Source organism: Frankia nepalensis, assembly GCF_016786325.1.
GTDB lineage: Bacteria > Actinomycetota > Actinomycetes > Frankiales > Frankiaceae > Pseudofrankia > Pseudofrankia nepalensis.
In genome coordinates this window covers 38,548-60,126 of sequence record NZ_JADWYU010000144.1, presented here as the reverse complement: position 1 = coordinate 60,126, position 21,579 = coordinate 38,548, and the positions used below count along the sequence as shown (strand labels likewise).

At 73.3% G+C, this 21,579-nt stretch carries 15 protein-coding genes and 1 pseudogene; 12 read left to right on the top strand and 4 right to left on the bottom strand.

The window, feature by feature from the left end; genetic code table 11:
- The 3 genes and pseudogenes from I6A81_RS43760 to I6A81_RS22190 all read left to right on the top strand — a co-directional run.
- Positions 1–324: pseudogene (locus I6A81_RS43760) on the top strand (hypothetical protein); the annotation flags it as partial.
- 223 nt (positions 325–547) lie between these two features.
- On the top strand, positions 548–2,005 hold the full coding sequence (locus tag I6A81_RS22195) for an amidohydrolase family protein (protein WP_203007071.1): 1,458 nt from the start codon (positions 548–550) through the stop codon (positions 2,003–2,005).
- A 72-nt stretch (positions 2,006–2,077) separates the two neighbouring features.
- Positions 2,078–2,689 carry a phosphoribosyltransferase family protein gene (locus I6A81_RS22190; protein WP_203007070.1) on the top strand — a complete coding sequence of 204 codons (612 nt, stop codon included), beginning with the start codon at positions 2,078–2,080 and terminating at the stop codon, positions 2,687–2,689.
- Positions 2,690–3,051: 362 nt separating this feature from the next.
- Here the strand turns inward: I6A81_RS22190 and I6A81_RS22185 are convergent, their stop codons facing one another.
- Positions 3,052–3,807 (bottom strand): FkbM family methyltransferase, encoded by a 756-nt coding sequence (locus I6A81_RS22185; protein WP_203007069.1) that lies wholly within the window; start codon positions 3,805–3,807, stop codon positions 3,052–3,054.
- 456 nt (positions 3,808–4,263) lie between these two features.
- On the opposite strand from I6A81_RS22185, the gene I6A81_RS22180 reads away from it, so the two are divergent.
- Both I6A81_RS22180 and I6A81_RS22175 read left to right on the top strand, forming a co-directional pair.
- Positions 4,264–4,827 carry a SigE family RNA polymerase sigma factor gene (locus tag I6A81_RS22180; RefSeq protein WP_238430819.1) on the top strand — a complete coding sequence of 188 codons (564 nt, stop codon included), beginning with the start codon at positions 4,264–4,266 and terminating at the stop codon, positions 4,825–4,827.
- Complete coding sequence (locus I6A81_RS22175; RefSeq protein WP_203007067.1) at positions 4,824–5,852, top strand: hypothetical protein; 1,029 nt, start codon at positions 4,824–4,826, stop codon at positions 5,850–5,852. The genes I6A81_RS22180 and I6A81_RS22175 overlap by 4 nt, the downstream gene beginning before the upstream one ends.
- A 257-nt stretch (positions 5,853–6,109) precedes the next feature.
- Here the strand turns inward: I6A81_RS22175 and I6A81_RS22170 are convergent, their stop codons facing one another.
- Positions 6,110–7,690 (bottom strand): TROVE domain-containing protein, encoded by a 1,581-nt coding sequence (locus I6A81_RS22170; RefSeq protein WP_238429503.1) that lies wholly within the window; start codon positions 7,688–7,690, stop codon positions 6,110–6,112.
- Positions 7,691–8,180: 490 nt separating this feature from the next.
- Positions 8,181–10,409, bottom strand: coding sequence for an SF1B family DNA helicase RecD2 (gene recD2 / locus I6A81_RS22165; protein ID WP_203004232.1), 2,229 nt, complete (start codon positions 10,407–10,409; stop codon positions 8,181–8,183).
- Between the two features lie 775 nt (positions 10,410–11,184).
- Here recD2 and I6A81_RS22160 point away from each other — a divergent pair.
- Entirely contained in the window at positions 11,185–12,090 is a 906-nt protein-coding gene (locus tag I6A81_RS22160; protein ID WP_203004228.1) for a septum formation family protein, read from the top strand.
- Positions 12,091–12,307: 217 nt separating this feature from the next.
- The gene (locus tag I6A81_RS45715; RefSeq protein WP_203004227.1) at positions 12,308–13,519 is read left to right on the top strand and encodes a septum formation family protein; all 1,212 of its coding nucleotides are present in this window, start codon (positions 12,308–12,310) and stop codon (positions 13,517–13,519) included.
- Positions 13,520–13,540: 21 nt separating this feature from the next.
- Here the strand turns inward: I6A81_RS45715 and I6A81_RS22150 are convergent, their stop codons facing one another.
- Positions 13,541–14,038 (bottom strand): anthrone oxygenase family protein, encoded by a 498-nt coding sequence (locus I6A81_RS22150; RefSeq protein WP_203004226.1) that lies wholly within the window; start codon positions 14,036–14,038, stop codon positions 13,541–13,543.
- 128 nt (positions 14,039–14,166) lie between these two features.
- On the opposite strand from I6A81_RS22150, the gene I6A81_RS22145 reads away from it, so the two are divergent.
- The 5 genes from I6A81_RS22145 (at position 14,167) to I6A81_RS22125 (ending at position 21,540) form a co-directional block, all read left to right on the top strand.
- Positions 14,167–15,144: an AraC family transcriptional regulator gene (locus tag I6A81_RS22145; RefSeq protein ID WP_203004225.1), complete on the top strand. Its 978-nt coding sequence runs from the start codon at positions 14,167–14,169 to the stop codon at positions 15,142–15,144.
- A 97-nt stretch (positions 15,145–15,241) separates the two neighbouring features.
- Positions 15,242–16,720, top strand: coding sequence for an amidase (locus I6A81_RS22140; RefSeq protein WP_203004224.1), 1,479 nt, complete (start codon positions 15,242–15,244; stop codon positions 16,718–16,720).
- Between the two features lie 339 nt (positions 16,721–17,059).
- Positions 17,060–17,857 carry a hotdog domain-containing protein gene (locus I6A81_RS22135; protein WP_203004223.1) on the top strand — a complete coding sequence of 266 codons (798 nt, stop codon included), beginning with the start codon at positions 17,060–17,062 and terminating at the stop codon, positions 17,855–17,857.
- A 756-nt stretch (positions 17,858–18,613) separates the two neighbouring features.
- The gene (locus tag I6A81_RS22130; RefSeq protein WP_203004222.1) at positions 18,614–20,470 is read left to right on the top strand and encodes an ABC transporter ATP-binding protein; all 1,857 of its coding nucleotides are present in this window, start codon (positions 18,614–18,616) and stop codon (positions 20,468–20,470) included.
- Between the two features lie 722 nt (positions 20,471–21,192).
- On the top strand, positions 21,193–21,540 hold the full coding sequence (locus I6A81_RS22125; RefSeq protein ID WP_203004221.1) for a hypothetical protein: 348 nt from the start codon (positions 21,193–21,195) through the stop codon (positions 21,538–21,540).
- The last annotated feature ends 39 nt before the right edge of the window (positions 21,541–21,579 follow it).

The window sequence follows — 21,579 nt, the reverse complement described above, 5'->3', positions numbered from 1 at the left end:
TACAGCCTCTTCCACAACGCATCCTCAGCCAGCGACCGGCAACCAGGCTGGCTATGGTGCAACAAATGCCAGGGCCTCTTCTACGGCGGCAACACACCCAACCCACCCTGCCCCGCCAGCGGCGGCCACGACGGATCCGCCAGCGGCAACTACAGCCTCTTCCACAACGCATCCTCAGCCAGCGACCGGCAACCAGGCTGGCTATGGTGCAACAAATGCCAGGGCCTTTTCTACGGCGGCAACACATCCAACCCACCCTGCCCCGCCAGCGGCGGCCACGACGGATCCGCCAGCGGCAACTACAGCCTCTTCCACAACGTCTGATTTCCGGCGTCACAGAACCCTGCCGATGACGCCAGGACCGCATCCGAGAAAACGCAGGCTCGCCGTGGGCCGCCGCGACTGAGACCAAGCGCCGGCACGTCGGCCAGCCCTTCGCCACCCCACCGGAAAGATCGAACAGGCCCGCCCGCCGCGAGCAGCTGGCGGCGAGCCCACGCTGGTCACGACGCTGGACGAAACCGGGGCCGGGTACAGTGCGCCCGTCATGGTCGACCTGCTCCTGCATTCCGCCGCCGCCGTCGTGACCATGGACGGCGAACCGGACGACAACCCGGACGGCGCCGCCGGGAGCGGGGTGCTCGAGGGCGGCTGGGTGGCCGTCGACAGCGGCCGGATCCACGCCGTCGGCGGCGCCGGCGACCCGCTGCCAGACGCGCGGGTGTCGGTCGACCTGACCGGTCACGTCGTGCTGCCGGGGCTCGTCAGCGCGCACCAGCACTCGATGGACTACCTGCTGCGGGCAAGCACCGCCCGCCCCGGTGACTTCCCCGGCTGGCTGTTCGGCGTCTATTACCGGGGCGTGGCGGCGATGACCCCGCACGACGCGGGCCTCGCCGCCACCCTGTCGGCGCTGGCCAGCCAGCGGGCCGGCATCACCACGGTCTGCGACAACTGGGGTGTGGCCGCCGGCGCCGCGCCCGCCCACGTCGCGGCCTGCGCCGAGGCCACTCTCGTGGCGTACACCCGCGCCGGCGGGCGGGTCCTGCTCGCCCGGATGCTCGGGGACACGCTGCCCGCCCCGCTGGCCGAGGCGGCCGCCGTCCACGACGTCGACCCGGCGACGCTCGTGGCGCCCACCGGCCGGGTCGTCGCCGAGGTCGGCGCGCTGATGAGCCGCTTCCCGGCCGGCGGGCGGATCGTGGTCTGCCCGGCGCCCGAGCTGCCGGAGATGGCCACCGCACGGCTGCGCGCCGCCGTGCTCGACCTGGCCCGCGCCGCGCGCGTCCCGCTGTGCACGCACCTGGCCGCGTCGGCGCCGAGCGCCGCCGCGGCACCGCTCGCCGAGCTCGACGCCGGCGGCGTCCTCGGCCCGTGGCTGCTCGGCGCGCACGTCGCGGCGGTCGACGACGCGGGGGTCGCGCTGCTGGCGGCGCGCGATGTGCGGGTGGCGCACTGCCCGACGGCGTCGGCCGCGCTGGCCGGGCCGGTCACGCCGGTGGTGGCACTGCGCCGCGCCGGTGTGACCGTCGGCCTCGGCGTCGACAACCCGAGCCTGAACCCCGACATCGACCTGTTCGCCGAGGCGCGCTGGGCCGCCCGGCTCGCCCGGCTGCGGGGCGGTGACCCCGCCGCGGGTGGCCTGCTCGACGAGCCGGCGCTGCTGCGGATGATGACCGTCGACGGCGCCCGCTGCCTGGGCCTGGCCGGCGAGATCGGCGTGCTTCGCCGCGGGATGCGCGCGGACCTGGCGGTCGTCGACGCGACCGGCCCGCACTGGTGGCCGCGCGCCGCCGACTGGGCGACCGCCCTCGTCCGGCACGCCCGGCCCACCGACGTCCGCCACGTGCTGGTCGACGGCCGCTGGGTACTGCGCGACGGCGCGCCCACCTGGCTCGGGGACGCCGAGTCGCGCGCCGTGCTCGCCGAAGCGGGCCGGGCCGCGGCCGACCTCGCGCGCCGCGCCGGCCTGCCCACGGCGGCCGGCGGCCAGCCGCGGACCTGACACGACCACGGGCCGGGACGGGGCACCGGCGGATCAGCCGACAGACAGCCGAGGAAGGGACACCGAACCGACATGGCGGACGAGCGGGCGGCCTACCAGGTGACGATCGGGTCGCAGCGGGTCGACCTGCCGCTCACCCGGATCTCCGACGACCTCACGGTCGCGCTGCTGATGACCATCGACACCGGGGTCTCCTTCATCGCCACGGCCGGCGCGGACCTCGCGGCGCTGCTGGCCCCCAGCCGGCCCGACATCGTGGTGTCCGCGGCGACGCTCGGCATCCCGGTGGCGCTGGAAGTCAGCCGGGCGCTCGGCCTCGACGACTACCTGATCCTGCAGAAGACCCCGAAGGCCCACCTGGCGGACGCGCTCGCCGAGCCGCTCCAGTCGATCACGACCGGCACGCCGCAGCGGCTGCTGCTCGACCGCGCGCGGATGCCGGCCGTCGCCGGGCGGCGGGTGGCGCTCGTCGACGACGTGATCGCCACCGGCGGCTCGATCGCCGCGTCGCTGCGGCTGCTGCGCGCCGCCGGGGCCGACGTCGTCGCGATCGGCGCGTTGCTCGTCGAGGGCTCCGGCTGGCGCGCCGCCCTCGGCGACGACGCGGACCTGGTCGTCTCGCTCGGCCGCATCCCGGTCTTCCGGCCCACCACCACCGGTGGCCTCGCCGAGCACTGGGACTAGCCCGCGCCCCCGCCACCCTCTCCCGCACCGTGGAAGGCACCCGAGAGATCCCGGACGTCCGCTCAGACATCAGGGGCACGAAACGGCGCTGGTCCTGGCTCTGGTGTCGGACACGATTCCCCGCCACGTCGGACAGGACGAGCACCCGGCCGCACGCGGGCACAGGGCGAACGTTGCTGGCAGACAGGGCGCGCCGCCCCTGACGCGGAATGTCTGACTGAACGGAACGTCGATGCGACGTGATCTCCCGACTGCCGTTCTGGGACGGGCGAACGTTGCCGGGTGCGGCACTCATGGGGCCCGCTGTCAGGGACTGCCGCGACGGCCGGGGCGCGCGGACGGCCGAATGCCGCGCGCCCCGTTCAGGGATGGGCGACGAAGTTGAACCGGCGGCCCGTCTCGGCGATGCGGCGGAACTGGACGCGGGTGAACGGGCCGGATCCGTCCAGGTCGTAGATCCGCAGGCCGAGGTCGGAGTCGACCAGGCCGTACATGTCGTCCGGGCTGACGCCGTACTCGCGGGCCGCGGCGCCGAACTCGAACACCACATGGGGGCGGGACTGGGTCACCAGCTTCTGCCCGCCCGCCAGGACGCCGTACTCGCCGCCCTCGACATCGATCTTGATCAGGGTCACCGGGCGGTCGACAGACACGATGTCGTCGAGCCGTTCGACGTCCACGCTGATCTGCTCGATCTCCTCCATGCCGTCCGGCACCCGCTGCCGCAGCCCGCTGTAGGCGGGGCGGCTGCGCACGTAGGCGAACGAGCTGACTCCGACCCGGTCCGCCAGCGCCGCCCGCCGGACCATGACACCCGGGAACTCGGCGCACAGCTCCGCGTAGAGGTCGGGAATCGGCTCGTAGGCGATGTGCTGGCCCCGCGGCGACCGGTTCACGATGGCCCGCAGCACGTCGCCTCGGTGGGCGCCCACGTCGATGCAGTTCGAGTCCTCGCGCAGCAGGAACGAGATCAGCAGACCCAGGTTCCGGTCGTCGATCCGGTTGCGGCGCGCGCTCGGCAGCATGTGGCGCCGGGCCAGCTTCAGTGCCGGGCCGAGACCGGCGTCCTGGGCTACACGACGCGCCCGTCCGACGTACCGGTTGACCTGTGCGTTCACGCCCGCCCCCTGGTTCGGCTTCGACCGCAGGCTCGCAGCGGACCCCACCGCCGTCCAGCGTGACAAGCGCCTGTTCAGGCCCATGATCCCGCAGGACAACGACTAGGCCACAGGTTCGAGTGTTCTGAGCGCTCGGGACCGGCCATCCGTACAACGGGACCGTGTAGAGCCCGGTGCTCGGTCGACGTAAGAAGACAACAGGTAGCTCCGCGCGGCCGGGCACGTCGCGCGATCTCGTCGCCAAACGGTCGCCTGTCCACCCGGCCCCGCGCTTGCCCGCAGACCCCGCGGGGCGTCGACAACCGCTCGCCCAGCTCGCCGCGGCGCCGGGTATGCCCTGACGCCCAGGGCGTTGCCCCGCCGCGCACAGCCGGGCAACGCCCTCGGAAAGTTCGCAAGCCGGGCAACCTGGAGACGGCCCGCCGGCCTCTGTAGGCAAGGGAGGTCGTGTTGCGTATGGACGAGGGCGACGACGGCGGATTCACGGCGTACTTCACGCCGCGGGCTGCCGGCCTGCTGCGGTTCGCCTATCTGCTGACCGGCGACGCGGGTGAGGCGGAGGACCTGACGCAGACGACGCTGGCCCGGGTGTTCGTCGTCTGGGGGCGGGTCCGCGGCCATGACCGGCCCGACGCCTATGCCCGCCGGGTGATGGTCAACGCGAACGCCAGCCGGTTCCGCCGCCACCGGGTCCGCCAGGTGCTCGTCGACGTGCCGCCGGAGCGGGCGGAGCCGTCGCCGCAGCTCGCCGCCGTCGAGGACCGGGCAGGACTCGCCGCGGCGCTCGCCACGCTGCCACCGCGGCAGCGGGCCGTCGTCGTGCTGCGCTACTGCGAGGACCTGCCCGAAGCGGAGGTCGCCGCGCTGCTGCGCTGCTCGGCAGGCACGGTGAAAAGCCAGGCGGCGAAGGGCCTCGCCAAGCTGCGTGCCCACCCCGCGCTCACCGGTTCGGCCGGCGCGCCAGTCCCTTCCCAGGTCGCGTACCCCGTCGTTGCGCGGGAGCGAGAGGAGTCGCCATGAACGGCACCCCGCCCGCCAGCTCCGACGACACGGTCGCCGGCTGGCTGCGCGCGGCAGCCGGCCAGCTGGAGGTCCGACCGCCGGCCGGTCTGCTGCCCGCCGCGCTGGCCACGGTGCCCGCCGCCCGGCGGCGGCGCCGCCTCGCCGTCGCCGTCCCGGCCGGCGCCGCCGTCCTGGCGGCCGTCGTGATCGGGGCGGGCGTGCTCGTCGGCGGCCGGGCGGGCAGCCAGACGACGATCCAGCCTGCCGCCGGGTCCCCGACCGTGGTCCGCGGCCCCGCGCCGGCGATCCCCTCCGAGGTCCCCGCCGCCGCGAGCGGCCCGCCGCTGCAGCTACGCTACGTCGATACCCCCCGGCTGCTGACCCTCACCGACGCCCAGCGCGACGAGATCGACGCCCACTGCGCGCCGGAGGCTGCGCGCCTGATCATCGCCGTCGCCGATCGGTGGGGCGTGTTGGCCTTCCTCACGGGCGACTACGGCGCAGGGATGTGCCGGACCTTCAATGGCCCCGCCGCCGTCCCCGACCTCACCGACATCAACGGCCCGATCCTCTGGTCAGGCGACCGCCACGACCTGACGAAGCCGCCCACCAGCCCTGTCGAGGTGTTCAGCTCCGGCGGGGACGGGTCCGGCGGGCCAATCGAGTGGAACGCGCGGCAGTGGGCCGTCGGCCAGGTGTCCCCGCAGGTCGCCCTGCTCGTCGCCGCGCTCCCCACCACGGACGCCGTCGTCGTCCCCTTCGAGCCCTCGACCGGCGCATTCATCGTCCGTATCCAGGTCACCGCCCCGAATTTCGCCCAGTTCCAGGCCATCGGCCAGATGCCGCTGACCCTCTACGCCTACAGCTCCGCCGGCGAACTGCTCGCCCGGTCCACGGCCACCATGTGCAACCCGGTGCCGGTGTGCGGCAGTGCCCCGGAGGTCGCCCAGACCCGCCTGCCGTCGCCGTCGTCGGCAGTGACGGCAACGGCGACCTCGAGCATGGGCGGACCCGCCGACCCCGCGACCCCCGCCGCTGGCTAGGCGCGACACCGGCCAACCCGGGCCTGGAGGCCCCGCCGACGCCGTCACCCGCAACAAGAACCGCCGCGGGACGGCCACCGGCACCCGGTAGTCCGCCGGGCCGAGGGCACGGGGCCGGCCTCCGGGCCGGCGCGACGCCCGGCCCGGCCCGGCTCCGGGTGAGCCGGCGCCTCAGAGGGGCACCGAGACGCGCGGAGGCCGGAGACGGCGCGGGCGGTGGGGATCCGCCGCGCCGCCTCCGGCCCAGGGCCCGGGCCTCAGAACGGCCAGCCGCCGCGGTGGCGGGTGTCGAGGTGGCCGAGCATGGTGAACCCGGCGTCCGACAGGCCGCCGACCGTCACCCGGTTCGGGGCCGCCTCGACGTGCGCGGCGCGGTAGCCGGCCACGTTGAACGTGATGATCGGAACGTCCGGCAGGTTGTCCGGCGAGTCATGGGCCTGCTCGTCCGTCACGATCACTACCCGGGCGTGGCCGTGGTAGGTGCGCCGCAGCGTCGTCCAGGTGAGGGTGCCGCCCAGGTCCGCCCGGCCGTGCTTCTCGACGAGCCGCAGCAGCGAGCCTCCCTTCGGCATCCGCACCTGACGGTGCTTCGGCGTCATGTCCTTCCACCCGCCGTCCGCGCCGTAGACGTACACGTCCGCCTCCTCGGCGCGCAGGCCGACCGCGAAGCCGAACAGCGCCGCTGCCTCCGCCCGGGTCAGGTCGGAGCGGGCCGACAGCCGGGCCGCCATCGACCCGGACTGGTCGACGAGCACCAGGGTCCGCCCCGGCAGCGCTGGCACGTTCGCCAGCGAGTGCCCCACCGCCTGCTCCAGCGGCCGCGCCCAGCGGGCCGACGGCGCCGCCTTGTAGGCCGACAGGAACCGCAGCGGGAACATCCGCGACGCGCGGACCTGCGCGGCGTCGGCGAGCCGGGCCGCGACCTGCTCCGCGACCTGGTCGTCCACCCCGGCCCGGTCGAGGTTGCGCAGGTTGCGCACGGCGGCCATCAGGCCCATCGAGGGCACGACGGCCGACCAGGCGACGGCGTCCATCGGCCCGCCGAGCCAGCCGGCGAGCGCCTCCCACGTCACGCCCGCCTCCGCGAGCCGGCGCGGCGCGTCGGCGCCCCAGGCCCGCAGCTCGGCGCCGCGCCGCGGCGCGGGGACCGCCTCGAGCTGGGCGCGGGCGCGCAGCATCGGCAGGTTCTCGGTCGCGACGCCGTCGCCGTGGTGGCGGCGGTCGAGCAGGTAGCGGAACAGGTCGTTCTGCCACGGCGCGGCCGGGGTCGGCCGGGCGAGCTCGACGACGTCACCGAGGCGGACCGCCTGCGCCACACCGTCGTACTTCAGCGCCGCGCGCTCGGTGAACAGCCGGGTCGCCGCGTCGGCGACGCCGCGCTGCACACCACCCGGCAGGCTGTTGCGGGCCGGGCGGCGCCCGGCCAGCCAGTAGGCGACGAACTCGCCGGGCTCGTCCGCGCGCTGCAGCGCGCCCGCGATGACCGACCGGGCCGTGGGCGCGGCCGCGCGGGCGTCGGCGGGCAGCGCGGCCAGCGCCCGGGCGTACTCGGCGGCGGCGACGACCGACGCGGTGCGCATGTTCGCGCCGTCGCGCAGCCACGGCACGAACCGGGCGACCCAGCCGGCGTCCTGGGCGACGGCCTCCCACAGCAGGCTCACGAACCGGTCGTCACGGTCGCGGCCACGCTCGTAGAAGGTGTCCTCCGCGACGAGGTTCGTGACCGCGAGCGTGAACAGCTCGCCCTTCACATCCCGCGACCAGCCCGCGCCGCCCTCGGCGGTGACCGTACGCCGGCCCGTGGTGCGGACGGGACCGGTGATACCGCGCTTCGACATCGCCTTCGCGAGCTTTCCCACCTTGACCCCTTCCTGTCGGGGACGCCACATCGGATTTCCGTGAAACGACACCGAGAACCAGGTCGGGTGCGGACCAAGGCGTCTTAGGCCACTAGACGACGGAGCCCGAAGCTCCGACGGGATTCGAACCCGCGTTACCCCGTTGACAGCGGAAGGAACCCCACCCTGCACTTCGGTGTCGCATCACGGAAGACGGTGCCGAGAACCAGGTTCGGGAAGCGCGCGCGCTTCTGCAGCTCTCTCCACTGAGCTACCGGGCGCTCACAGAGAACCCGGACGGGAATCGAACCCGCGACCCGCAGATCAGAAGTACGCTTCGCCGTGCACTTCGGCACCGACATATCCGACGGTGACGTCCGAGAACCAGCCGACCGAGGGCTCGATCATTCGGCAAACGAAGTAGCCCGCGGTCCTCACTTCGGACAGGACAAAGCCTAACGGTCGCCCCACCGGCCGCAAACAGGTTTTTCTACGCGTCCGCGGGGCCGGGCGGCGGCGCGAGGGTGACGATGCGGCGTGCGCGCAGCCGGTGGGCGAGGCCGGTGTGCCGGCGGCCGGCGGAGGCGGCGTGCACGGCGCGGCCGATCGCCTTCTTCGAGCCGACGAGGACGACGAGCTTCTTCGCCCGGGTCACGGCCGTGTAGAGCAGGTTGCGCTGCAGCATCATCCAGGCGCTCATCGTCACCGGGACGACGACGGCCGGGTATTCGCTGCCCTGCGACCGGTGGATCGTCAGCGCGTAGGCGTGGGTCAGTTCGTCGAGTTCGGCGAAGTCGTAGGAGACGGTCTCGCCCTCGTCGGTGCGCACGGTGAGGGTCTGCTCGACGGGGTCGAGCGCGGTGACGACCCCGAGGGTGCCGTTGAAGACGCCGTTCGCGCCCTTGTCGTAGTTGTTGCGGATCTGGCTGACCTTGTCGCCGACGCGGAACACCCGGCCGCCGAAACGCCGCTCCGCCGTCCCGGGCCCGCTCGGGGTGAGCGCCTCCTGCAGCAGGCCGTTGAGCGAGCCGGCGCCGGCGGGGCCGCGGTGCATCGGAGTCAGCACCTGCACGTCGACCCGTGGGTCGAGGCCGAACCTGCGCGGGATCCTGTTCGCCACCACGTCCACCGTGATCTTCGCGGCGTCCTCCGCCTCGTCGCAGGCGAACAGGAAGAAGTCTGGCAAGCCCTGGACCTGGGGGAACTCGCCGGCGTTGATCCGGTGCGCGTTCGTGACGACGCCCGACTGGGCGGCCTGGCGGAACACGTGGGTCAGCCGGACGTGCGGCACGGGCGTGCCCTCGGCGAGCAGGTCGCGCAGCACCTGGCCGGCGCCGACCGACGGCAGCTGGTCGACGTCGCCGACGAGCAGCAGGTGCGCGCCCGGCGCGACGGCTCGGGCGAGCTTGTTGGCGAGCAGCAGGTCGAGCATCGACGCCTCGTCGACGACGACCAGGTCGGCGTCCAGCGGCCGGTCGCGGTCGAAGGCGGCGTCCCCGCCGGGGCGCAGCTCCAGCAGCCGGTGCACGGTCGCCGCCGGGTGGCCGGTCAGCTCGGTGAGCCGCTTGGCGGCCCGGCCGGTCGGCGCCGCGAGCAGCACCTTGGCGCCCTTGGCCGCCGCCATCTCGACGATCGAGCGGACGGTGAAGCTCTTGCCGCAGCCCGGGCCGCCGGTGAGCACCGCGACCTTGCGGGTCAGCGCCAGGCGCACCGCCTCGTCCTGGGCGGGTGCCAGGTCCGCGCCGGTGCGGGCGCGCAGCCAGCGCCGCGCCGCGTCCCAGTCGACGGACCCGAACGCGGCGAGCCGGTCGGCGTCGGCGTCGAGCAGGCGCAGCAGCTGGTTGCTGAGCGACACCTCGGCCCGGTGGAACGGCACCAGGTAGACGGCGGCGACCGGCTGCTCCGGGTCGTCGCCGGGGATCTCCTCCCGGGTGACGCCCTCCTCGGCGACCAGCTCGCCTAGCGCGTCGATGACCCCTTCCAGGCCGACCTCGAGGATCTGCGCCGCGTCGGCCATCAGCCGCTGCTCGGGCAGGTAGCAGTGCCCGTCGCCCGTCGACTCGGACAGGGTGTACTGCAGGCCGGCCTTGATCCGGTCGGGGGCGTCGTGCGGGATGCCAACGGCCCGGGCGATCGTGTCCGCGGTGCGGAAACCGATCCCCCACACGTCGTTCGCCAGCCGGTACGGCTCGCGGCGCACGACGTCCACCGACTCGTCCTTGTACTTCTTGTAGATCTTGACCGCGAGTGACGTGGAGACGCCGACGCTCTGCAGGAAGACCATGACCTCCTTGATCGCGCGCTGTTCCTCCCAGGCGGCGGCGATCAGTTTCGTCCGCTTCGGGCCGAGCTTGGGCACCTCGATGAGCCGCTCGGGCTCCCGGTCGATCACGTCGAGGGCGTCCACGCCGAAGTGGTCGACGATGTTCTCGGCCAGCCGCGGCCCGATCCCCTTGATCAGGCCCGAGCCGAGGTAGCGGCGGATGCCCTGGACCGTGGCCGGCAGGACCTGGGTGTAGTCCTCGACCTGGAACTGCCGGCCGTGCTGCGGGTGGCTCCCCCACCGGCCCCGCATCCGCAGGAACTCCCCCGGCTGCGCCCCCAGCAGCGCGCCGACGACGGTCACCAGGTCCCCGCCCCGGCCGGTGTCGACCTTGGCGACGGTGTAGCCGTTCTCCTCGTTCGCGTAGGTGATCCGCTCGAGGACGGCGTCGAGCAGCGCCCAGCGCGGCGCCTCCCCCGGCCCCGCCGGCCCTGTCGGCCGCTGCCCCCGCGCCGCCGGCACCGCGGTCACCGACCGCCCCCTTCCCCTGCGCCCCTGGCCGGGCCCGCCGAGCCAGCCAACCCAATGCGCCCAGCCAACCCACCGAGCCAGTCACCCACGTCCGCGGGCGCGAACCCACCGCGGACAGGATCAGCCTAGGACCCGGCGCCGACAGTTCCGGCCGCGCCGGCGGGCAGCCGGGTGAACGACCAGGTGACGGGCCATTCCGGGCACACGGCACCCTGCGCGCAAACCGTCGCAGGCCGCCGATATTCTGCGCGCCACAATCTGCGCGCCGCGACGCCAAGCGGGCCGAGCGGAGCGGCGTGGCCTGGCCACGCGGCGCGCTCACCCGACCGTCGGCGGCGCCCGACACGATGGGTGGAGCGAGACGACCGTGGCCGACGAGACGCCCCCGACGCAGGGACCCGGGGCAGGACAGGCCGGCCCGCCGCAGGCGGGACCAGGGGCCACGCCGTGGCCCCAGCAGCCGGGAACACCCTGGCCGCAGGGCCCGGGGCAGCCCGCGGCGGGCGGCGCGCCCCCGCCCGCCGGCTGGCCCGCCCCGGGCGGGAGCCCGGCGCCGGGCACGCCTTCCTGGGGCGCGCCGGGCGCGCCCTGGCAGCCGTACGGGCAGCCCGGTGCCCCGGCACCGGGCACGCCGCAGCCCTGGCGGCCCTCCCCGCCCCCGCCCCGGCGGTCGCGGTGGACCCGTGGGCGCGTCGCGGCCGTGGTCGCCGGCGGCGTCGTCGTCGTGCTCGTCGGCCTGGCCGCGATCGGCTTCGCCGCCGGTGACGACGACGGCGGCTCGGGGCCGGCGGCGGCGCCCGTGCCGTCGGGCGCCGCGTCGGCGACCACTGATCCCGAGCTCACCGACCGGACCTACGAGCGTGGGCGCTGCTACCTGTGGGACCTCGACGGCGCCTCCTCGAAGGTCGACGAGGTGGACTGCGCCGAGCCACACCGGTTCGAGGCAGTCAGCGACAACCCCGTGAGCATGGCCGCGTCGTTCCCGCCGGACGCCCCGTTCCCCGCCACCGACGACGAGTGGTCGCGGCTGGCCGACGAGCACTGCGGCGCCCCGGTCGCGGCCTACCTCGGCTCCCCGCTCGACCCGTACGGCCGGTTCGGGATCTCGACGATCAGGCCGACGGAGGAGGGCTGGGCGCTCGGTGACCGCGATCTGCAGTGCGGCATCGGCGGGTACGCCCCGACCGCCGAGAACCCCGACAACGACCTCGTCTCCGGGTCGGCGAAGGGCGCCGACCAGTCGATGGTCTACGGGCCCGGCACCTGCCTCGTGGAGGACGCGGACGGCCTGTACGCGGTGACCTGCGCGACGGCGCACCACCACGTCGCGATCGGGGACGTCCACCTTCCCGGCGCCCCGGGCAGCCCGCCGCCGACCGACGACGCGTTCGACGAGCAGGCCGCGCGCGAGTGCGCGACCGTCGCGGGCACGTTCTTCGGGGGGCCTTTCCAGGAGACGGACTCGGTCTACGTCGGCTGGTTCACGCTCTCCCCGGAGAGCTGGGCGGCTGGAAGCCGGTCCTTCAGCTGCCTGGTCAGCTATGTGACCCCGACCGGTGATCCCAGGCCGGTGACCGGCGACGCGCGCAACCCGATCCCGGCCTGACCGGGGCCAGCTCGACCGCGGCGGCCCGGACCGGTCCGGGCCGCCGCCATCGCCGATGGCCTACTACCGGGTCCTACCGGTCGAATCCGGACACCCGGCGCTGTAATGTGCGGCGCCACACATCCGGGCCCGCGCGCCGGCGCCGTGGGCGTGCGCTCCCGGCGCCGCCCCGCGCGCCGCCCCACCGACAGGCCCGACCGACGAGGAAGCGACCGCCGTGACCGACGACCAGCCCAGCGACCTGGCCGATCCGGACGACCCTTTCGCCGGTCTCGTCCTCGACGAGGCGTTCGTCAGGGCGGCCTCCGTCTACGAGGCCCCGGCCCGCAGCCGGCTGGCCGTGCGCCGTGAGCTCGCCGGCGCGCCCGGCGCCCCGTCGCGCCGGCGGCGACGCTCCAGGCCCGCGCCGCCGGTCACCCCGGCGTCGCCCCGCTCCTGGACCCCCACCGAGGAGACGACACCGGCGCGGCGCAAACGGCGTGTGATCAGCACGGCCGTCATCCTGATCTTCGCCCTCGTCGCCGGCTACCTCGTCGTGGGCCTCCCGTTCCCGTGGAGCGGCGGGAACGGCGCTGACGACGGGCCGGCTGCCTCCGGTCGCCCACCGGCCGGTGATCCGTCGCCCGGCCCGGAAGGCACAACCGGGCCTGACCTGTGGCGGCACGACTACCGGCGCGGGGACTGCTACCGCTGGGACCAGGACGCGGCCCAGACGAGCGTGCGGACCGTCCCCTGCGCCGAACCCCACCTGTTCCAGTCGGTCAGCGGCGACGCCGTAGATATTGGATCCGAATACCGGTTAGGAGCCCCCTACCCCGACTACCAGACGTGGATCGCCCTCGAGGAGAGGTACTGCGTCGACCCGGTGGAACGCTTTCTTGGCCACCCACTCGACCCGTACGGCAGGTTCTACCTGTCGGCGGTCCATCCCTCACTGGACGGCTGGCAGCGCGGAGAGCGCGACGTCCACTGCGGGCTGAGCGGGCGCACCCCGTACGCCGCCACGCCCGGCCGGCACGACCTTTTCACCGGCAGCGCCGAGGGCGCCGACCAGGCATGGGTCTTCCCGGCCGGAACCTGCCTGGCGTCCGACGCCGACGGCGTGGTCGGCGTCGCGTGCGCCGAGCCTCATCAGCAGGTGGCGATCGGCGGCGCCCGGCTCGCGGACACCCGGCATGGCGCGGCGCCGTCGGAGCAGGAGTTCAAGGCCCAGGCGCAGCCGCTCTGCGCGGCCGTGGCGCGCGACTATCTCGGGCCATCGTTCCAGCAGACCGAGACCGTCCGCGTCGGCTGGCTGCCGATCGCCGAGGAGAGCTGGCGGGCCGGCAGCCGCGCCTTCACCTGCGCGATCACCTACGTCACCCCGTCCGGCGACCTGCGTTTCGTGACCGGGGATTTGCTTCACCCGGAGGAAGGCGTTCTGGCCTGACGGTCAGCGCGGGCGGTGGCTTCAGCGCGGGCGGTGGGTGAGGACGAGGGCGTAGCCGAGGCAGGCGAAGGCGGCCGTCGTCGCGGCGGTGCGCACGAGGTTCCAGCGGATCCAGGCATCTTCGAAACGGTCCCTGACCGCCTCCAGGTCCGCGATCTGGTCGATCGGCCCGGCGGCGTCCAGGGCGTTGTTCAGCGGGATGTTCGCGGCGCCGGTGACGACGAAGGCGACGACGTTGAGCGCGAGACCGGCCGCGATCCACGGCAGCGCGCCGCGGCCGGCGACCGGCAGATGGGCCGCGCCGGCGACCAGCGTGAGCAGCGGGGCGCCGACGAAGACCAGCAGGAACCAGCCGTTGACGATCGCCACGTTGATGGACTGCATGGTGCCCACCAGCGTCCGCGCGTCGGTGGCGCGCAGGCCCGGCATCACCGAGCAGGCGAACGCGAAGTAGATGCCCGCCATCAGCCCCGTCGCCAGGGTCGCCCCCAGCAGTGTCCCGATCCGTACGCCGGTCACGTCCGTCTCCTCCGGTTCGTCCCTCAGGTCCCCTCCATGAAGCCGCGTGCGCGGGGGTCGCGGCCATCGCCGAGAGGCTTCGGCGCATACGCCGTCGTCCAGGTGCCCGGCGATCTAGACTCGCTGGTGTGGACGCCCTCGCGGACCTGCTCGACGGCGCGCGGGCACGCGGCGCCTTCCTGCTGCGGGCGGTGCTGGACCCGCCCTGGTCGCTGCGGGTCCAGGACAGGTCGCCGCTCACGGTCGTCGCGCAGTGGCGCGGCGAGGCCTGGATCTCCTTCGACGACGGCGGGCCGACGCGGCTCGGGCCGGGCGACGTGGCGGTGGTCCGCGGCCCGGAGCCGTACACCGTGGCCGACCACCCGTCGACCCCACCGCGGGTCGTGATCCATCCCGGCCAGCGGACCACCACCCCGGGCGGCGTCGACCTGTGCGACGACATGGACCTCGGCGTGCGGACCTGGGGCGACGCCGCCGACGGCGAGACGGTGATGCTGGTCGGCGTCTACCAGCTCGCCGGCGAGGTGAACCGGCGGCTGCTGGACGCGTTGCCGCGGCTGCTGGTGCTCGCGGCCGACAGCTGGGACAGCCCCGTCCTGCCGCTGCTCGCCAGCGAGATCCCCCGGGACCGGCCTGGCCAGGACGCGGTCCTCGACCGGCTGCTCGACCTGCTGCTCATCGATGTGCTGCGGACCTGGTTCGCCCGCGGCCACGGCGAGGACGGCCCGGAGGGCGGCGACGGCGACGGCGAGCCGCCGTGGCTGCGCGCGCACACCGACCCGGTCGTCGGGCGGGCGCTGCGGCTGCTGCACAACAACCCGGATCATCCGTGGACGGTCGCCGTGCTCGCCGCCCACACCGGGGTGTCGCGGGCGGCGCTCGCCCGCCGGTTCACCGACCTGGTCGGTGAACCGCCGATGACCTACCTGACCGGGCTGCGCCTGGACCTCGCCGCGAGCCTGCTGCGCGACGAGCGCGACGTGACGCTGCAGGCCGTCGCCCGCCGCGTCGGGTACGGCAGCGCGTTCGCGTTGAGCGCCGCGTTCAAGCGGGTCCGTGGCGTGAGCCCCGCCGAGCACCGTGCCAGCCTGTCGGGGGTGGCCTGAGCGGGGTGGCCGACCGGGGTGGGCGCATCGCGCCGGGCACGCCGCGGCCCACCCGGTGCGCTAACGTGCGCGAAACCGTCGGCCACCCGGAGGATTGATGGACTTCACGCGGTACCGGTCCCTCGACGGCGTGGCGATGGCCGAGCTGGTGGCGAACGGCGAGGTGAAGCCGGCGGAGCTGCTCGCCGCCGCCCGCGAACGCGCCGCCGCCGTCAACCCGAAGATCAACGCGATCGTCCGCCCGATGGACGACATCGCCGACCAGCGGCTCACCGAGGACCTGACCGGCCCATTCGCCGGAGTGCCGTTCTTGATCAAGGATCTCGGCCAGCACTATGCTGGCGTGCCGACGTCGGGCGGCTGCCGGGCGCTCGCCGACGTGCCGGCCACCGAGCACGCGACGGTCGTCCAGCGGTGGCTGGACGCCGGCCTGGTGATCTTCGGCAAGACCAACACGCCCGAGTTCGGCTCCAAGGGGATCACCGAGCCGACGCTGTGGGGGCCGGCCCGCAACCCGTGGAACCTGGCCCACACCCCCGGCGGGTCCTCAGGGGGCTCGGCGGCCGCCGTCGCCGCCGGGATCGTTCCCGTCGCCGGAGGGAACGACGGCGGCGGCTCGATCCGCATCCCGGCCGCCTGCTGCGGCCTGTTCGGGCTCAAGCCCGGGCGCGGGCTGGTCCCGCACGGGCCCACGGAGGGCGAGGGCGCCGGGATGGCGACAGACGGAGTCGTCTCCCGCTCGGTGCGCGACAGCGCGGCGATGCTCGACGTGCTCGCCGGCGCCGACCCGTACGCCCCGTACCTGCCGGCGGCGGCCCCGCCCGGGCACTACCTCGCCGAGGTCGGCCGCGCGCCGGGGCGGCTGCGGATCGGGATGCGGACAGCGTCGGCGCTCAACCCGACGCCCGCGCCCGAGGCCGTGGCCGCCGTCGAGGACGCGGCCGCGCTGCTCGCCGAGCTCGGGCACACCGTCGAGCCCGTCGAGCAGATCGTCGACGAGGCCGCCGTGGCCACCGACTTCCTGACGACCTGGTTCGCCAAGTCGGCGGTGCTCGTCGAGCGGGCCCGCGAGCTCGGCGGCGGCGACGGCGGCTTCGAGCCGGACACACTGATCGCCGCCGAGCTGGGCAGGGCGACCGGGGCCGTCGAGCTGGAGCGCAGCCGGGCCCGCTGGCACGCGCACATCCGGGCGCTGGCCGACTTCCACCGCTCCTATGACTTGCTGCTCACCCCGACGCTGGGCCGCGCGCCGCTGCGGGTCGGCGAGGTCGCGACGTCGGCCCGGGAACGGGCGGCCGGAGGCGCGTTCGTCCGGCTGCGCGGCGGGAAGCTGCTGCGCCGACTCGGCCTCGTCGAGAAGGCGGTGCTCGCGAACCTGAGCTGGGTGCCCTACACGCAGCTGGCGAACATGACCGGCCGGCCGGCGATGAGCGTGCCGCTGTACTGGACGCCCGGCGGGCTCCCGCTCGGCGTCCAGTTCGTCGCCCCGCTGGGCGGCGAGGGCACCCTGCTGCGCCTGGCCGCCCAGCTGGAGACCGCCCGCCCCTGGTTCGACCGCGTCCCCGACGTGGCCTAGCGCCGAGAATCCTGGAGTCGCGCGCGGTACGACCGCCGTCAGGAAGGGCTGCGTGCCCCGCGCCGGGCACGGACACGGACACGCGGCGCGCGCTCGTCTGAGCGCCGTCGGCGCCATGGATGGGTGGTGCGCCACACCTACGGTCGCGTGTCCTGACCAGGACGCCAGTATGGGTGGACCACGGAGTTCCGCGGCTGCCAGCTGGACGCCTGCTCGTGCTCCGCCCCGAGGAACGGATCGGAGATCAGTGCCCGGCCCAAGCCGTTTCAGCCGACGTAGGCACGCGCGCCGTCGCCGGCCCGGCGAGCCGGGCGGCCGCACAGCCCGGGGGCAGCGGCGATGACCACGATCGACAGCGTCCAGCCCGTCAGGCACCCTGACGACCACATCCTGCTCGAGCTGGGTTTCGGCCTGGACCTGGTCGACGGCGAGTGGCGCGGGTCGGCGCCGGTCGTCCCGGAGATGTTCGCCCCCGGGACGCGTAGCGTGCGTACCTCGATCCTGGCGATCTGGGCCGACACGGCGGCCGGCTACACGGTCATGGACCGGTTCGCGCCACGCGTCCCGGTCACGCTCGACCTGGAGGTCCAGGTCTTCGCTCCGCCGCGCGAGTCCGAGACGATCCACGCGGCCGCCCGGCTGGTCAAGGCCGGCCAGTCGGTCGGCGTCGTCGAGGTCGAGTTCACCGGCAGCGACGGTGGGCGGATCGGGTTCGCCGTCACCTCGTTCATGGCCGCGCCGAACCCCGCCGTGGTCATGCCGCCCGACCTGGCGGACCTACGGACCCGCCCGCGCCCACGGCGACGCCTGAGCAGGCCGTTGGCCGAGCGAGCCCGCTGCGAGATCCGTGAGCCGGGCGTGGCCACACTGCCCCGCGCCGAGGACGCGCTCAACGCGTCGAACACCATCAACGGCGGGCTGCTCGCGTTGACCGCCGAGGAGGCGGCCCTGTCCCTCACTCCGGGCGAGACGCTGGCCTCCCTCGCGATCCGCTACCTGCGCCCGGCCCGGGTCGGCCCGGTCGTCGCCACCGCGCGGGTCCGCGGCGGCCTTGGCCGGGTGGAGGTGCGCGACAGCGGCGCCGACGACCGCCTCGCCGTGCTCGCGACGACCCGGACCTTCGGTCAGGCTCGCTGAACAGATACCTTCCGGCCGCCGCGATATCCTCCGCCGACGCTGCTCGCCGCGCGGCCGCGACCGTCGTCGCGCCCGTGCCGCAGCCGACGTCGAGCACATTCGCCCCGGAAGCGACCTCGTCGGCGAGCAAAGCCTCGAAGGGCCGGTCCGCGCCGTCGATCAGGTCCTGCGCCGAAGTCCAGCCGTTTCCACCGGATCCGTTCCACATCGCCTTCTGGTCCGCCTCGCTCACCGGCGTGGTTGCCAGGGTGGTCTCCCTCCTCTCCCCGCCGCCATGGGCCACCCCGGCCAGGTCCTGGGCCGATGTGACCCACCTGATGACAACGGGTCAATAGGACTACGAAGTCCTCGCCTCGCCGAGACACCCCACCCAAGATCGTTTCGTTCACGGCCGGGCCGTCAACGGCGTGGACAACGGCGTGGGACGCCGGGCGGGAGACCGCGGCATTCCGGGTCGCCGGAAAATGGGATGCGGCTTTCGGCGAGGGCGGCGATCCTGTCTCGGTGGACAACGGGGCAGAACCGGTAGGGAGCCGCCCGCGCGGACCCTGGCGAAAACGAGCACAGGCCCGCCGGCGGTCTCGGCGGCGACGGCCGGTGACCGGGATTTCCCTCGTCACCTCCCCTGAGCCGAGTCGAAGCGGCCCTCAGCCGGCCAAATATTCCACGCGGGACGACGGCTCTCTGGACGTCATCGCTCCGGACGACGGCGCTCCGGTCAGCACGCCCGGCAATTCCGCGCGGGACAAGGAGACGATGGACAAGGCGACGCGGCGCGCACGGCACGCCGGGCTTCGTTCCTACCTCCGGTTCACGGCCACCTTCCGCCGGCCGCTCGCGCTGGTGATCGCGCTGTTCGTCGTCGCCGACGTCCTGATCGCGATCATTCCGCTGTTCATCGGCCGGTTCGTCGCCACACTCGACAGCAACCCGATCCCGCACGACGACGTCGTCTTCTACACGGCGGCGCTGATCGCCTGCAGCGTCGGCCACGACCTGTTCTGGCGAGGCGCCGAGCTGTTCTACATGAAGCTACTGAACCCGCGTGGCTTCGACTACCAGAACCTGCTGTTCCGGCGGGTCGTCCACCAGGAGTACCCGTTCTTCGCGGACCGGGCGACCGGAAAGATCGGCGGGTACGTCAGGACCCTCGGCCAGGAGTACCGCGACTTCCTCGACAACACCTGCTTCAACTACGTCGAGCTGGTGGTCCGGCTCCCGTCGATCGTCATCATCATGTTCGCCGTGAACGTGCCCACGGGCCTGCTGTTCACCGGCGCGATCGCGCTGCTGTTCCTCATCGGCCGGTACACCGCGCGGCGGTCGGCCAAGGAGGAAAAGGGATTCACCGACGTCAACGCCGACATGGAGAGCTACATTCTCGACGTCGTCGCCAACTTCGTCAGCGTGAAGTCGTTCCGCCGGGAGCGCGTCGAGCACACGCTGGTCGTCGAGCGCCGCCACGCGGTCGTGAAGGCCGCGAACCGGTCGATGTTCTGGGCCATCGTTTTCTGGGGCTCGATGAGCCTCGTGGTGCGCTACCTCATCTGGCCGACCGCGATCCTGCTCAACCTGTACCTGTTCCTGCACGGCAGGCTGACGATCGGCGAGCTGACCACCTTCCTGGCGGCGCTGGTCATCTTCTCGGACTACATCTGGGCCATGATCTGGGAGTTCTCGCAGCTCAACCTGCGGCTCGCCCGGGTCGAGGAGGCCTACGGCTACCTGTTCGGCGACCGCGAGATCCTCGACCCGAAGAACTTCCCGGACGCCGACGCCCCCGGCCCCGAGGAGATCCCGGCCCAGGCTGCGATCGGCGTCGCCGCGACCCGCCCCCGCGACGACGGCGGCGGGATCGGCGGCGGGCCGCTGGGGAGCCTCGAGCTGCGCGGCATCACGTTCGCCTACCCGGACAACTCGGCGGTCCGGGTCCTCGACGGGGTGACGCTCACGCTCGCCCCGCACGAGAAGGTCGGGATCGTCGGGCGCTCGGGCAGCGGCAAGACGACACTGCTGAAGCTGCTGCTCGGCTACTACCCGCTGCCTCTGGGCATGATCGCCCTCGACGGCCGCCCGTTGCCGAACCGCCAGCTCGCCCGCGCGATCTCCTACGTTCCGCAGGACATCTCGTTGTTCCACCGATCGATTCGGGACAACATCACCTACGGCGCTCTGGAGGGGATCGCGGACGAGGAAGTCGAGAGGGCGGCCCGCCGGGCGCACGCCCACGACTTCATCGTTCGCGCGGCCAAGGGCTACGACACGCTCGTCGGTGAGCGCGGCATCCGGCTGTCGACCGGCCAACGGCAGCGGATCGCGATCGCCCGGGCGTTCCTGGACCACAAGCCGCTGCTCGTGCTCGACGAGGCCACGAGCGCGCTCGACAGCGAGAGCGAACTGCTCGTCCAGCACGCCCTGGAGGAGCTGTGGCGGGAGCGCACCGTCATCGCGGTCGCTCACCGCCTGTCCACCCTGCTGCGGATGGACCGGATCGTCGTCCTCGACGCCGGCCGGATCGTCGAGCAGGGCAGCCACGAGCACCTTCTCGACGCCGAGGGCCACTACTACCGCCTCTGGCAGCAGCAGTCCGGCGAGATGCTCGTCAACGACTGACCTACCGTCTTCACCAGGACCCGGCTCTCCGGGATCCGCGCGTTGGGATCCCGGAGGCCAGGGGCGACCGCGGGCGCCCCTTTCGGCCGACCTCGTCCTCGAAGACGACCGACACCCAGCCAGCGCCTGGTGTCGGATGATTGCGTCCCGGCCCGCTGATCACCAGTTTGCTCGCGGAAATGATGACGCGAGCAGTTTTCGCGAGCATTCGGTGATCATGCCGGTGGTCGGGCGCCTGCTGACCGGGCGAACGTCGCCAAGAGTGGTACCGGCCATCAACGTAGCCGCCAGGCCATGGCTCCGATCGTGCCCATGAGGTGGCGCTGGACCCGCCTTCGACGGCCTGCGCGGGGAGCCGATGATCCACGCGGGGCGCCGATCGCCCGCGACACGTTCTGTCATTGATATCGCGCCCTCGTCATCGGGTCGCGGTATTCGGCGTCGCTTGTTGACAACAGCGACCCGGACGGCGACAATTCCCCCCAAGTCTGGACAGTCGGTGACGAGCGGGGCGCCGTGGTGCCCGCCAAGCCACGAGCGGCCTGTGCCCGTTGAGGCGCAGAACCACCGAAGAACGCTCGCCCGGGCGCCGCCATCCGACAACCTCGGCCATTTGATCTTCCTGTCGGCGTTCGACTTTGGCCCGCGGCTCCCGCGTCGAAGGTCACCCGACGCTCCGATGATCTCACTTCAACGGAATAATAACGGAGGGCCGCACGACAATGATCACCGCCGAAAACGGGCCCGCAAACGAGGACCTGGGCCCGTTCCAACCCCTCTGGGACGCGTGGGAGGAGTCGCACCGAGAGATCACGGAAAAGCCCCTGTCACATTTCCGTCGCGTGCTGGAGATCCAGTTCGACGAGATGGAGGCGCATCTGGCGTCAGACAACCGCAAGGGCGCGGAGTACGAGGTCATCGACCTGATAAGCGTCGCCCTGAACCTGATGCGCTGGCTCGGCAACGATCCGGCGAGCATTGGCGAACTCGCGCGGTCCCGCGCGGAGAACAGAATGAGGAACCGCACGGCGGCCATACTCGACAAATACCAGTCCCGCTATGGCGTCTAGGCTCGAGAATCAATCATGAGAGGGCTGGACGAACCACCC